This is a genomic window from Streptomyces sp. NBC_00209 (assembly GCF_045206345.1).
Classification (GTDB): Bacteria; Actinomycetota; Actinomycetes; order Streptomycetales; family Streptomycetaceae; genus Streptomyces.
This window is the reverse complement of the sequence record NZ_CP108121.1, coordinates 2,206,082-2,219,600: the sequence shown is the minus strand read 5'-3', so window position 1 is coordinate 2,219,600 and position 13,519 is coordinate 2,206,082. Positions and strand designations below refer to the sequence as shown.

At 72.8% G+C, this 13,519-nt stretch carries 12 protein-coding genes; 8 read left to right on the top strand and 4 right to left on the bottom strand.

The features are described 5' to 3' along the window. Positions 1-145 precede the first annotated feature (145 nt). From OG867_RS09710 to OG867_RS09690, 5 genes are all read left to right on the top strand, one after another. Positions 146-2,041 carry a peptidoglycan binding domain-containing protein gene (locus OG867_RS09710; protein WP_406290868.1) on the top strand — a complete coding sequence of 632 codons (1,896 nt, stop codon included), beginning with the start codon at positions 146-148 and terminating at the stop codon, positions 2,039-2,041. A 206-nt stretch (positions 2,042-2,247) separates the two neighbouring features. Next, positions 2,248-3,186, top strand: coding sequence for an ABC transporter ATP-binding protein (locus OG867_RS09705; protein ID WP_406284302.1), 939 nt, complete (start codon positions 2,248-2,250; stop codon positions 3,184-3,186). Further along, on the top strand, positions 3,180-3,935 hold the full coding sequence (locus tag OG867_RS09700) for an ABC transporter permease (RefSeq protein WP_406284300.1): 756 nt from the start codon (positions 3,180-3,182) through the stop codon (positions 3,933-3,935). Before OG867_RS09705 ends, OG867_RS09700 begins: the two co-directional genes overlap by 7 nt. Continuing rightward, positions 3,932-5,110: a sensor histidine kinase gene (locus OG867_RS09695; RefSeq protein WP_406284298.1), complete on the top strand. Its 1,179-nt coding sequence runs from the start codon at positions 3,932-3,934 to the stop codon at positions 5,108-5,110. Before OG867_RS09700 ends, OG867_RS09695 begins: the two co-directional genes overlap by 4 nt. Beyond that, positions 5,107-5,718, top strand: coding sequence for a response regulator transcription factor (locus OG867_RS09690; RefSeq protein ID WP_406284296.1), 612 nt, complete (start codon positions 5,107-5,109; stop codon positions 5,716-5,718). The genes OG867_RS09695 and OG867_RS09690 overlap by 4 nt, the downstream gene beginning before the upstream one ends. Before the next feature lie 40 nt (positions 5,719-5,758). Here OG867_RS09690 and OG867_RS09685 read toward each other — a convergent pair whose 3' ends face one another. Beyond that, the gene (locus tag OG867_RS09685; RefSeq protein ID WP_328902150.1) at positions 5,759-6,526 is read right to left on the bottom strand and encodes a response regulator transcription factor; all 768 of its coding nucleotides are present in this window, start codon (positions 6,524-6,526) and stop codon (positions 5,759-5,761) included. Continuing rightward, positions 6,523-7,836 carry a sensor histidine kinase gene (locus tag OG867_RS09680; protein WP_406284293.1) on the bottom strand — a complete coding sequence of 438 codons (1,314 nt, stop codon included), beginning with the start codon at positions 7,834-7,836 and terminating at the stop codon, positions 6,523-6,525. The genes OG867_RS09685 and OG867_RS09680 overlap by 4 nt, the downstream gene beginning before the upstream one ends. A gap of 133 nt (positions 7,837-7,969) precedes the next feature. Here OG867_RS09680 and OG867_RS09675 point away from each other — a divergent pair, with 133 nt between their 5' ends. After that, the gene (locus tag OG867_RS09675) at positions 7,970-8,878 is read left to right on the top strand and encodes an ABC transporter ATP-binding protein (RefSeq protein WP_406284291.1); all 909 of its coding nucleotides are present in this window, start codon (positions 7,970-7,972) and stop codon (positions 8,876-8,878) included. Beyond that, positions 8,875-9,723, top strand: coding sequence for an ABC transporter permease subunit (locus OG867_RS09670; protein ID WP_328902153.1), 849 nt, complete (start codon positions 8,875-8,877; stop codon positions 9,721-9,723). Before OG867_RS09675 ends, OG867_RS09670 begins: the two co-directional genes overlap by 4 nt. 18 nt (positions 9,724-9,741) lie before the next feature. Here the strand turns inward: OG867_RS09670 and OG867_RS09665 are convergent, their stop codons facing one another. Further along, entirely contained in the window at positions 9,742-10,671 is a 930-nt protein-coding gene (locus tag OG867_RS09665; RefSeq protein WP_406284289.1) for an SDR family oxidoreductase, read from the bottom strand. Positions 10,672-10,841: 170 nt separating this feature from the next. Here OG867_RS09665 and OG867_RS09660 point away from each other — a divergent pair, with 170 nt between their 5' ends. Then, positions 10,842-11,366, top strand: a complete 525-nt coding sequence (locus tag OG867_RS09660) for a TetR/AcrR family transcriptional regulator (RefSeq protein ID WP_406290866.1) — start codon at positions 10,842-10,844, stop codon at positions 11,364-11,366. A gap of 87 nt (positions 11,367-11,453) precedes the next feature. On the opposite strand, the gene OG867_RS09655 is transcribed toward OG867_RS09660, so the two are convergent. After that, the gene (locus OG867_RS09655; RefSeq protein WP_406284287.1) at positions 11,454-13,268 is read right to left on the bottom strand and encodes a coagulation factor 5/8 type domain-containing protein; all 1,815 of its coding nucleotides are present in this window, start codon (positions 13,266-13,268) and stop codon (positions 11,454-11,456) included. Positions 13,269-13,519 lie beyond the last annotated feature (251 nt).

Here is a 13,519-nt window from a genome sequence, read left to right as displayed (position 1 = left end):
GTCGCAGGACGCCCCGGAAGGGACCCAGGAACCCGGCGGTGCGGACCGGCCCGATGAGCCGAGGACCGAGACGACGCTGACGACGCGCATCCGGATCAACATCCCGGGGTCGCGTCCCATCCCGCCTGTTGTCATGCGTACGCCCATGAGCGACGCCGAGGGCGAGGGCGAGCGCACCGGCTCGACCGCGCGTCCGGGCGCCTCCGCGCCGGGCGGCGCACCGCAGAGGCCCCAGGCACCGGCCGCGGAGTCCGGCGAGGACGCGGCCCCGGCGGAGTCCGAGAAGCCGGCCAGGGAGAAGAGCGGCAGCGACTGGTTCGCCCCGCGCAAGTCCTCGGCGGCCGCGAAGCCCCCGACGGGCGGCGGCCCCGGCGACACGGACGGCGCGGGCTTCCCGGCGCCAGGTGGCGCGGGTGGGCCGGGTGCTCCCGGCGGTCCTGGCGGTGCTGGCGTGCCTGGCGGTGCTGGTGTTACGGGTGGGCCTGGCGGTGTTGGCGGTGTTGGCGGTGCGGGCGGTCCCGGCGCCCCGGGCGGCCCTGGCGCCCCGACCCGCCCCGGTGGCCCCACCGGCCCCGGTGGCCCCGGCCGTGTCTCCCCGCCCTCCGGTCCCCGTACCGACCTGCCGTACTTCTCGGACGGGCCGCAGCGCGACTTCCCGGAGGGCCCCGGCGGTCCGCGTTCCACCCCCGACCTGGGCGTGCGCACCCCCGGCCCGGCCGGCCCCACCACGGGCCCGGCCGCCGGCAGTTCGCCGCTCACCCCGAACCTCGACGGCCCCGGCCCCTTCCCGCCGGGCCCCGGTCCGCTGAACACGGGCGGCCCCGGCCAGGGCGGTGTGCCGCCGCGCATGTCCGACGACACCGCCATCCTCACCCCGCAGTTCGCCCCGCCCCCGGGCGGCCCCGGCGGCAATGTCGCGGGTGACACGCTGAACAGCGGCATCCCCGTCGTGCCCGGCGGGCGGAACGTCCCGGGCGACCCGATGGGCACCGGCCCCGGCGGACCTGGCGGCCCCGGCGGACCCGGCGGCGTCGCGCCGAAGCCGGCCGCGCCCGCGGCGGCCCGGCCCGCCCCGAAGCCGGCGCCCGCCAAGAAGGGCCGTTCGAAGCTGGTCCTGCTCGGTGTGGCGGTCGTCTGCCTGCTCGGTGTCGCCTACGGCGCCGGACTCCTGATGAACCACTCCGACGTCCCCAAGGGCACCACGGTCCTCGGCGTCGACATCGGCGGCGGCACCAAGGAGGACGGCGTCGAGAAGCTGGACTCCGCGCTCGCCAAGCGCGCCGCGACCCCGCTCAAGCTGACGGTGGACGGCAAGGAGGCGCAGCTCGCCCCGGACAAGGCCGGGCTCTCCCTGGACAGCCAGGCCACCGTGCGCGCCGCGGCCGGCAGCGACTACAACCCGGTCTCCGTCATCGGCTCGCTCTTCGGCGGCGAGCGGACCGTCGAGCCGGTCTTCCCGGTGGACGAGGAGAAGCTGGGCGTCGCGCTCCAGGACCTGGCCGGCGGCTCCGGCACGGTGAAGGACGGCACCATCACGTTCGAGCCCGGCAGGGCCGTCGCCGTACCGGGCAAGTCCGGCAAGGCGATCGACGTCAACAAGTCGATGGGCTCGGTCCGGGACGCCTACCGCGCCCAGGTCGAGACCGGCAGCGCCAGGGCCGTCGAACTGCCCGTCGTCACCCGGGAACCCGCCATCACCCAGGCCGAACTCGACCGGGCGATGAAGGAGTTCGCGGAGCCCGCGATGTCCGGCCTGATCACCATCAGGGCCGGTGGCAAGGAGATCCCGTTCGGCCCGGCGAAGTCGCTGCCGCAGATCCTGTCGATGAAGGCGGTCGACGGGAAGCTGGTCGACGTCTACGACAAGGAAGCGATCGACCGGCTCTGCGCCGGTGTCTTCGACGGCGTCATGATCACCAAGGGCGACGGCAAGAAGCACCAGCTCAGCGCGGACGACGTGGCCTACGCCATGAAGGGCGCGCTGACGGGGAAGACCCCCGCCGAGCGCACGGTCACCATCGACCTCGACGGCAACGGCTGACCCGCCCGCACCACAGCCCACCCGCCCCCGACCGGACCCCGGCCGGGGGCGGCGGCGTAAACGAGCGACACCGGACCCGGCCGACGCGGCGGCGTCCCCGCACCCAGCCCCCGTACACCCGTCATCCCCGGCACATGACATCTGTCATTCCGGATCCACGACCGCTGACCCTGCCGCACGCACCCCCGGTCCGCCAGGCTGGACGCATGACAACGACAGCCACCGGAGCGACCGCGACGAGGACCGCGGTGGTCAGCTTCGACCAGGTCAGCAAGGTCTACGGGGACGTACGCGCCGTCGACGGGCTCACCCTGGACCTGCATCCCGGCGAGACCGTGGCGCTCCTCGGCCCCAACGGAGCCGGCAAGTCCTCCACCCTCGACCTCCTCCTCGGCCTGCGCACCGCCGACTCCGGCACGGTCAGCCTCTTCGGCACCACGCCGCAGGAGGCCATCAAGGCCGGCCGGGTCGGCGCCATGCTCCAGAGCGGCGGCCTGATGGAGGACGTCACCGTCGAGGAACTGGTCCGGCTCGCCTGCGACCTGCACCCGCGCCCCCACCCGGTCGGCGAGGTGCTGGCCCGGGCGGGCATCGCGTCGATCGCCGGCCGGATGGTCAACAAGCTCTCCGGCGGCCAGGAGCAGCGCGTACGGTTCGCGCTCGCCACCGCCGGAGCCAACGACCTCATCGTCCTCGACGAGCCGACGACCGGCATGGACGTCACTGCCCGCCAGGCGTTCTGGGCCACCATGCGCGAGCAGGCCGAGCAGGGCCGTACCGTCCTGTTCGCCACCCACTACCTGGAAGAGGCCGACGCGATCGCCGACCGCGTCCTGGTCCTGCACAAGGGCCGCCTCCTCGCCGACGGCACCGCCGCCGAGATCAAGGCGAAGGCCGGGGCCCGCCGGATCTCCTTCGAGCTGGAGGGCGCGATCGACCGGACCGCCCTGCGCGCACTGCCGTTCCTCGCCTCGCTGGACATCAACGGCCGGCGGGTGCGCATCCAGTCCCACAACGCCGACGCGACCGTCCACGCGGTCTACGGCCTCGGCCTCTACCCGCGCGAGCTGGAAGTCGCCGGACTCGGCCTGGAGCAGGCATTCGTCGCCATCACCGAGGCCGAGGAGGCCAAGACCTCATGCTGAATCTCTTTTCCGGGGCCCTGATCCGGCTCGAAGTCACCCGCACGCTGCGGAACAAGAAGTTCATGTTCTTCTCGGTCATCTACCCGTCGGTGATCTACCTGCTGATCTCCGGCACCCAGAACGACACCGACAAGATCCCGCACACCGATCTGACCCTCCAGTCCTTCTTCATGGTCTCCATGGCCTCCTTCGGCGCGCTGACCGCCGTCCTCATGGGCAACAGCGAGCGCATCGCCAAGGAGCGCGAGAAGGGCTGGGTGCGTCAACTGCGGCTGACCGCGCTGCCCGGCCGGGGCTACGTCCTGGCGAAGATCGCCAGCGCCGCCATGGTCACCCTGCCGTGCATCGTCGTGGTCTTCCTCGTCGCAGCCTCGGTCAAACACGTCCGCTTCGACCTCTGGCAGTGGTTCGCGCTGACCGGCGTCATCTGGGCCGGCTCCCTGGTCTTCGCCGCGCTCGGCGTCGCCATCGGCTACATCACCAGCGGGGACGCGGTCCGCCCGGTCACGATGATCATCTACTTCGGCCTCTCCATCCTCGGCGGCCTCTGGATGCCCAGCGCGACCTTCCCGCAGTGGCTCCAGAACATCTCCGAGTGGCTTCCCACACACGCGTACGCTGCACTCGGCCAGGCCGTCGAAATGGGCGGCGCGCCCCACGCCAAGGACGTCGCCGTCCTCTGCGTCTACTTCCTGCTCTTCGCCGGCGGCGCGGCATGGCTCTACCGGAAGGACACCCTGAAGGCGTGAACGACGACGAGACGTCGGTGGGTCTCGGGCGGCCGCCCGCGACCGCCCGGCAGGCCGGGGTCAAGCTGCTGTGGATCGGGATCTGGCTCGCCTTCATGAGCGCGCCGGTCAAGGACCTCGCCGACGGCAACCACACCCCGTGGGCGACCGCGCTCGGCGTCCTCGGGCTGCTGGTCTTCGTCGGCGCCTACCTGGTCCTGGTCTTCCGGCACACGTCGAAGGCGCTCGACCCCTTCCGGGTGCGGGCGTCGATCGCCTTCCTCGGGGCGGTCGCGGTGCTGATGTCGCTGACGCTCGGCACGCCGTGGCTGGTCCTCTTCGTGTACGTGGCGGTGTCGGTCGGGGCCACGCTGCCGATGCGGACCGCGCGCTGGCTGATCCCCGTCGTCACCGCCGTCCTGGTCGGCGTCGGGGCGACCCTGGAGGACGCGCGCGAGATCATCACCGCCCTGGTCTTCCCGGCCCTGCTGGGCGGGTTCGCGATGACGGGCGTACGGCAGCTGGTCCGCACCACGATCGAGCTGCGCCAGGCCCGGGCCACCGTCGCGCAGCTCGCCGCCAACGAGGAGCGCCTGCGCCTCGCCCGCGACCTGCACGACCTGCTCGGCCACTCCCTCTCGCTGATCACCCTCAAGAGCGAGCTGGCCGGCCGGATGCTTCCCGACCGGCCCGAGCTGGCGGCCGCCCAGGTCGCGGACATCGAACAGGTCAGCCGCCAGGCCCTGGTGGACGTACGCAGTGCCGTCACCGGGTACCGCCGGCCCACCCTTCCCGGCGAACTGGCCGGGGCCCGCACCGCGCTGGCCGCCGCCGGAGTCGGCGCCGACATCCCGGCCGACGTCCCCGAGGGGCTGACCGAGAAGGCGGAGGAGGTGCTCGCCTGGGGGCTGCGGGAGGCGGTCACCAATGTCGTACGCCACAGCGGTGCGCGCCGCTGCACGGTGACCCTGACGCCCCGCCAGACGCTGGACGGGCGGGTGCTCGAACTCACCGTCGCCGACGACGGCCGGGGCGGCGCCGGAACCACGCCCGGCAACGGCCTCACCGGCCTCACCGAACGCCTGGCCTCGGTGGACGGCACCCTCACCACCCGGGCCACCCAATCCCGTTCGGGCAAAGGCTTCACCATGGTCCTCAGCATTCCGTTCGAATCCGGCCTAGGATCCGCGGAATGAGCATGATCAGACTTCTCCTCGCGGAGGACCAGTCCATGGTGCGCGAGGCCCTGGCGGCGCTCCTCGGCCTGGAACCGGACATCGAGGTGGTCGCCCAGGTCGCCCGCGGCGACGAGGTCCTGGCGGCGGCCCGGGAACACTCCATCGACGTGGCCCTCCTGGACATCGAGATGCCCGGCATGACCGGAATCGAGGCGACGGCCCGGCTCCGCGAGGCCCTGCCGGACGTGAAGGTCGTGGTCGTCACGACGTTCGGCCGGCCCGGCTATCTGCGCCGTGCCATGGAGTCGGGCGCCGATGCCTTCCTGGTCAAGGACGCCCCCGCGTCCCAGCTCGCGGAAGTGGTACGCAAGGTGCTCGCCGGCGAACGTGTCATCGACCCCGGCCTCGCCGCCGCCGCCCTCGCCGACGGCGCGAACCCGCTGACCGACCGCGAACGCGAGGTCCTGCGCACCGCGGCGGACGGCTCGACCAACGCGGAGATCGCCGCCTCCCTCCACCTCTCCCAGGGCACCGTCCGCAACTACCTCTCCATGGCGATCCAGAAGCTGGCCGCCCGCAACCGCGCCGAGGCGGTCCGCATGGCACGCGAGAAGGGCTGGCTGTAGGCGCCGGTCCGGGCGACGGCGCCCGCCGCCGCGACCGGCGTCACCGCCCCGAGGACACCAGCCCCGCCTCGTACGCGATGATGACCAGCTGCACCCGGTCCCGCGCCCCCAGCTTGGCGAGCAGGCGGGTGAGATAGGTCTTCGCCGTGGCGACGCTGATGACCAGGCGCTCGGCGATCTCCGCGTTCGAGAGCCCGCCGCCGACCAGCACCAGCACCTCCCGCTCCCGGTCGGTGATCGCGGTCAGCGGCGCCGGGGCCGGTGCGGAGGGCGAGGGCCGGGCCGCGAACTCCTTGATCAGCCGCCGGGTGACGCTCGGCGCGATCAGGGCGTCGCCGGAGGCCACCACCCGCACCGCCGCCAGGATGTCGTCCAGCGCCATGTCCTTGACCAGGAACCCGGCCGCCCCGGCGCGCAGCGCCCCGTACACGTAGTCGTCGTCGTCAAAGGTCGTCAGGACCACCACATGGGCTTCCCCGCCCTGTGCGGTGATGCGCCCGGTGGCCTCGATGCCGTCCATGCCGGGCATCCGGATGTCCATCACCACGACATCGGGGGCCAGCCGCGCCACCAGCCGGACCGCCTCCTCGCCCGTCCCCGCCTCACCGACCACCTCGATGTCCGGGGTGTCCGCCATGACCATGCGCAGCGCGGTCCGCACCAGCGGCTGATCGTCCGCGAGCACGACACGGACCGGGGGAGGGACGGGCGCCCCGCCGTCCTCCGCACCGGCCACGTCCTGGGCGGCGTCGACAGGCGCGTCGACGGGCGCGTCGACGGGCGCCCCGGGCTGCCCGCCGCCGGTCATATCGCCGCTCCCCGCGCCGGCTCAGGCTCCCGCACCGGCTCAGGCTCCGGCCGCGGCGGTATCGCCTCCCGCACGGGCTCCCGCACGGGCACCGGCAGACGGGCCGTGACCCGGAAGCCTCCGCCCGGGGCCGGGGCGGCGGTGAACTCGCCGTGCAGCAGGGCCACCCGCTCCCGCATCCCGACCAGGCCGAACCCGGGGGCCGCGCCGCGCCCCGTGTCGCGGCCCCCACCACGATCCGCGCCCCGCCCCCGGTCCGTGATCTCGACGGTCAGCTCCTCCTCGCCGTACTCGACGCGGACCCGGCAGGCGTCGGTCCCCGCATGGCGCACCACGTTGGTCACCGACTCCTGGACGATCCGGAACACCGACAGCTCCAACTCCGGCGGAAGCGAACGCCGTTCTCCCCGCCAGTCCACCTCGACCCGGACCCCGGCGGCGGTCGTGGCCCGGGCGAGCCGGTCGATGTCGGCCAGGCCCTCGGCGGGGCGCAGCGGCGCGTCCTCGCGCCCCGCCGCGTCCTGGCCGGGTCCGGTCTCCCGGAGCGCGCCGAGCATCCGGCGCAGCCCCGACAGCGTCTCCCGGCCCGCGGCCTCCACCGCGCTCATCGCCTCGCGGGCGGCGTCCGGCTGGGTGTGCACGACCCTGGCCGCCGCGCCCGCCTGGAGGGCGATGATGCCGACGCTGTGGGCCACCACGTCGTGCATCTCGCGGGCGATGCGCAGCCGTTCGGCGACGAGTGCCCGGTCCGTGGCCCGGGCCGTGAGGTCCGCGTCGTGCCTGTGGCTCTCGTACACCGAGCGGCCCACCAGCCAGGCGACGACCGCCACCAGCGCGACGGCCAGCTCCGCCGACGTACCGGCGGGCCACCCAGCGAGCGCCCGGCCACCGACGAACGCGACCAGGACGGTCACCGACATGACGAGGGCGAGGACGCCCGTGCGCAGGGGGCGGGCCGCGGCCGTGAAGTACAGGGCGACATCGATGGCCAGGAACTGCGCCAGGGGGATCGCCGTGACGCCGAGTGGCATCGTGGCCAGCGCCGAGGCGGCGAGCAGTACCGCCATGGCGCCCAGAGGGCGCCGGTCGAGGCGCAGGCACCCGGCCGTCATCAGGGCCGTGGACAGCAGGTGCGTCAGCAGGCCGTCCCAGCGGTAGAAGAGGACCCCCCGCATGACGGACGCCTCGTACTCGCCGGGCATCCGCACCCGCACGAGGACGGTCATCGCCAGGCCCCCGAACCAGGCGGCAGCCACCCACGCGCCGGGCGGGACGCGCTTGAGCAGGGGCAGGACAGGTGAGCTGGACATGTGCAGAGCGTAACCAGCGCCGAACCCCCGCGCATCGGCCCACGGTTGTACACCCACGGGTGCAGACCGGCGTGTCCGGATGTCAGCGACGGCCCGACGACACCGGCCGGTCGCGGCCCGCAGGGTGGGGCCCGTGATCGAAGTCAACGGACTGACCAAGCGATACGGCGGCGCCACCGCCGTGGACGACCTGACCTTCACCGTCCGGCCGGGCGAGGTTACCGGCTTCCTCGGGCCCAACGGGGCCGGGAAGACCACCACCTTGCGCATGCTCCTCGGCCTGGTCGAGCCGACCGCCGGAACGGCCACCGTCCGGGGCCGCCCCTTCCGCGACCACCCGCGCGGACTGCGCCACGTCGGCGCCCTGCTCGACGCGGGCGACGTCCACGGCGGCCGCACCGCCCGCGCCCACCTCGCCGTGCTGGCCCGGAGCAACGGCATTCCGCGCGCCCGGGTCGACGGGATCCTCGAAGAGGTGGGCCTCGCGGCAGCGGCCCGCCGCCGCGTCGGCGGCTTCTCGCTCGGGATGCGCCAGCGCCTCGGCATCGCCACGGCCCTGCTCGGCGACCCGCCCGTCCTGCTCTTCGACGAACCGCTCAACGGCCTCGACCCGGAGGGCGTGCTGTGGGTGCGCGGACTCTTCCGCCGGCTCGCCGCCGAAGGCCGTACCGTCTTCGTCTCCAGCCACCTGATGACCGAGATGGAGCACACCGCCGACCGGCTCGTCGTCATCGGGCGCGGCGCGCTCATCGCCGCCGAGAGCCTGAGGGCGTTCGCCGCCCGCTCCACCCGCCTCAGCGTCACCGTACGCACTCCGGACGCGGCGGACCTGACGCCGCTGCTGACCGCCGAGGGCGCCTCGGTGGCCGGGGACGGCGACCGGCTCACCGTGACCGGGCTCCCCGCCGAGCGCGTGGGCGAATTCGCCCTGCGCCACCGGGTCCTGCTCCACGAACTGACCACCCTCGGCGCCTCGCTGGAGGAGGCGTTCATGGAACTCACCGCGGACAGCGTCCAGTACCCGGCAGGAGACCCCCGATGACCACGGCGACCGCCACCCCCGTCACGCGCGTCGAGGCCCGCGCGCGTTTCACCGACCTGATCGCCGCCGAGTGGCTGAAGACGTGGTCGCTGCGCTCGACACCCTGGCTGTACGCGCTCAGTGCGCTGGCCGTCGTCGCGTTCAACGCCGGTACGGCCTACGACCACTACAAGTACTGGTACCAGTACGACAAGGGCAGCCAGGAGTTCTTCGTCAGCCACCGCCTGGCGCTGGGCGACGCCTTCACCGACAACTCCGCCCTGGTGCTGGTCCTGGCGCTGGCCGCGATCGGCGCCGTGTCGGTCACCGGCGAGTACGGGACCGGGCTCCTGCGCACGACGTTCACCGCCGTACCCGCCCGGCGCTCGGTGCTGGCCGCCAAGATCCTCGTACTCGCCGCCGTCACCACGGCCTTCGGCGTGCTCGTCGCCGCCGCCTCCTTCGCCTCGACCCGGGCGATCCTGTCCGGACGCGGCGCGTCCGTGGCCCTCGGCGACCCCGGAACGCTCCAGGTCCTCGCCGCCTCCGCGCTGCTCGCGCCGGTCGCCGCGCTCGCGGGTCTCGCGCTCGGCACGGTGATCCGGCACACGGGGACGTCGATCGTGGCGTGCGTGGTGGTGCTGCTCCTGCTCCCGATGACCCTCAGCGACCGCCGCCACCTGACGGCGGTGCTCCGGCACACCCTGCCGTTCAGCGCCTGGGAGCGTCTGACGGGCGGCGCCCTTCCGCAGCCCCCGCCCGAGCTCTTCCCGTGGTCGGAGGCGGGCGCCTGGACCGTCTACGTCCTGTGGGCGCTGGCCGCCGGGGCCGTGGCGGTGTGCGCGGTGCACCGCCGCGATCAGTGAGGGCGGCGGGGTTACGCGTTACGCGCCCGGCGCGCCGAAGTAGTGCCCCTGGTCCAGATCCTCGATGAGCCCGGGCCCGGTGGGCTTCCAGCCGAACCGTTCGCGGGTCAGGGCGCTGGAGGCGGGCGAGTCGAGGCTCACCATGCCGGCCAGCCAGCCGAAGTGGCCGGCCGCGTCCGCGGGGGCGACGGAGGCCGTGGGGACGCCGAGGTGGCGGCCGATGGTCTCGGCGACGGACCGCAGTACGACACCCTCCTCGGCCGCCGCGTGCAGGGTGGAGCCGGCGGGGGCCTGCTCCAGGGCCAGCCGGAACAGGTGCGCGGCGTCCTCGCGGTGGGCGGCCGGCCAGCGCTGGGAGCCGTCGCCGACGTATCCGGAGACACCCCTGGCGCGGGCGGTGGCGACGAGCGAGGCCACGAAGCCCTGGTCCCCGTCGCCGTGGACCGTCGGGGGCAGCCGGACGACGGACGAGCGGACGTCGCGGGAGGCGAGCGCGATCGTCGCCCGCGCGTTGTCCTGGCGGCCGCCCGGGCCTCCGGCGGGCGCGTCCGGGGCGGCGCTCCGCCCGTCCTCCTCGGACGCGATCCGGCCGGGGGCCAGACCGAGGAGCCCGGAGGCGATGACGAAGGGCTTGCCGGAGTCGGAGAGCGCGTCCCCGAAGGCGTCGATGGCCTTCCGGTCCGCCTCGGTGGCGCCCTGGAAGTCCCCGGAGAACGCGATGTCGTGCTTGAACGCGAGGTGGAGTACCCCGTCCGCGTCGGCGGCGGCCTCGCGCAGCACGTCCAGGTCGTCCAGCGATCCGCGCCGCACCTCGGCCCCGGCGGTGGCCAGCGCCTCGGCCGAGGCGTCCGAACGGGCGAGCCCGACGACCTGGTGACCTGCCCCGATGAGCTCGGGGACGACCGCGGAACCGATCCAGCCGGACGCGCCGGTGATGAATACACGCATGAGGAAACCTCCTGGAACAGGCTGACGCTCCGGGCGGCGGGAACGCTGCCGGACCCCCGATGTCAGCGACTGCCATCACCCTACTCCTGATGTCAGTGACTGTCATCCCATACACTCGCCGTATGGGTCGATGGGAGCCGAACGCACGCGGCAGGCTGGAGCAGGCCGCCATGGAGCTCTACGCCGAGCGGGGTTACGAGCAGACGACCGTGACCGAGATCGCCAAGCGGGCCGGGCTCACGGAACGCACGTTCTTCCGGCACTACGCGGACAAGCGCGAGGTGCTGTTCGCGGGCTCCGCCCTGCTCCGGGAACGCATGGTGAGCGGCCTCGCGGAGGCTCCTCCGTCCGCGCCCCCGATCGACGCGGTGGCGGCGGCGCTCCAGGCGGCCGCGGCCGTGCTGGACGAGCGGCATCTCCAGGCCCGGCAGCGGCAGCGGATCATCACGGCCAACGCGGAGCTCCAGGAACGCGAGCTGGTCAAGCTCGCCTCTCTCGCCGCGGCGATGGGGGAGGCCCTGCGGGAACGCGGCGTGAGCGAACCGGCGGCGAGTCTGGCGGCCGAGGCGGGCATCGCCGTCTTCAAGGTCGCCTTCGAGCGCTGGATCGACACCCTCGGGGTGCGCGGCCTGGGCGCGTTCGTCCTGGAGGGTCTCGCCGGACTCGAATCCCTGATGGCGGGCGGCCGCCCCTGACACGAGGGCGCCCGCCCCGTCGGAAGTGACGGGGCGGGCGCCCTCGCGGAGAACTCCGGCGACCGGAGTCCCGTACCTGCCGGCAATCTACGGGAACGACACCACCTGCGACGGGACGGTATCCGTACCCGAGGTCGGCGAACCCGTGTCGTTGATGACGTGGTTGTACTGGCCCTGGCCGCCGAGCGAGACGACGATCAGGTCGTGGAACTTCACGCCGGCCTTCACCGGGGCCTCGAAGCCGTGGTCCTGACGGATGCTCGGGTCGACGTTGAAGTAGCAGTAGCTGCCGAGCCCCCAGCCCTCGTGCGTGTTGACCGAGTCGTCCACCTTGTAGGCCGCGAAGCCCTTGACGTCACCGTTCTGGACGGCGTCCTGGTTGGGGGCGTCGTACGCCTTCTCGTTCTGGAAGAAGATCGTCTTGCCGTTCTCGCCGGACCAGCGGACGTCGTACTTGTTGAAGTGCTCCACGAAGAGTCCGGTGGCCAGGACGTTGTCGCCGTTGACCTGGAGGCCGTAGTCGGAGCGGTTGGTCTCCCAGCCGATGCCCTCGCCGTGGTCGGCGCGCCACAGCCAGGTGTGGTCGATGATCGTGTCGTTGCTGTTGATCACCATGCCCGTGGTCGCCTTGCCGGCGCCCGCGCCGCCGACCCGGACGAACACGTCCTGGACGCTGGTCGGATTGTCCGCGTGGTTCGCGGACGCACCCTCGGGGCCGACCTCGACCAGGCTGTCGCTGTTGGTGGTGCCGGCGTCGATGAGCAGCCCGGCCAGCTTCACGCCGTCCACGTCACCGACCTTGAGGGCGGTGACCCCGTTGTCCGGGATGATCGTCGCCAGACCGAGGCCCAGCACGACCGTGTTGGCGCGGTCGATGTTGATCGTCTGGTCGACGTGGTAGATCCCCGGCGTGAACAGCAGGTGCAGGCCCTGAGCCACCGCCGCGTTGATCGTCTCCGCGCTCGCGCCCGGCTTCACCACGTAGAACTGGTCGAGCGGGATGGACTCGCCCTGCGGGGTGCCGTTGCCCCAGGAAACGCCGCGCGCGTTGGTGCGCTTGGCCGGGACGAACGCCTTGTAGTCGTCGCCGTCCAGGTAGAGGAACGGCTTCTCGCGGGAGACCGGGGTGTTCTCGAGTGTGGTGTACGGCGGCTCGGGGAAGCTCTGCGCCGGAGCGCCCTCGACGCCGGAGAACGTCATGTTCCAGACGCCGTTGCCCCAGCTGCCGATGGAACTGTCGCGGGTGTACCACTGCTGCTGCGAGTACGGGCCGACCTGCCCGTCGATCTTGCTGTCGGCGATGTACCCGCCGCTCGCCCAGCCGTAACCGTCGGGGGCGAGGTTCAGGCCGCCCTTGACGTGCATCCGGCGGAACGGCGCGGCCTGCGAGACAGCCCAGCGGTCGGTGCCGCTGACCGGGTTCAGCGCCAGGTTCTCCGCCGAACGCCAGAAGTTCTGCGTGGCGTTGCCGTTGAACCAGCCCGCGTCCACGGTGACATCACCGTTGAACGTGGTGTCGTCGGGGTTCAGCCCGAGACCGGCGATCGACGTGTAGAAGCCGATCTGCGCGTTGATGTTGTCGTACGTGCCCGGCTTGAACATCAGCGCGTAGCGGCCGTCGCCGAACTGCGCCGACTCCTGCTTCTTGAAGACCTCGTCGACCTTGGCCTGGATGTCCGGCGTCGACGGGTCGAACACCATGACGTTGGGCCCGAGATCGCCACCGCCCTCGATGGCCTGCGCGTCCTGCCCGAAGGCGGTCTGCGCCGTGGGGACGGCCATGAGCAGCGACACGGCGAACGCGGCGAACCCGAAGGCCCTGCCCCGGCGCTTGCGGCGGGTTGGTGCGGTGGAGGTGGATGTGGGGGGTGTGGTGGGGGCTTCCGTGGGGGGAAGGTGCATGGACGTACGTCTCCTGGGTCTTGGTGCGGGTGACGCGACGAACGGTCCGGTGAAACACTCAGAGAGCGCTCTCCGGTGGGTGTTGATGGTTCCGCTGTTACCCGGGACACGTCAAGAGGTGTGCGTCGGAAGCCTTGCCCGAACCGCGTCGTGCGCAACAAATAATGTCTGTGGCACGGCAATTGACCCGCTCTGTGGCCAGTTCGGCGTGCTCTTGCGTTCAGGAACTGGCGGTGACCGCCCGGGAGCAC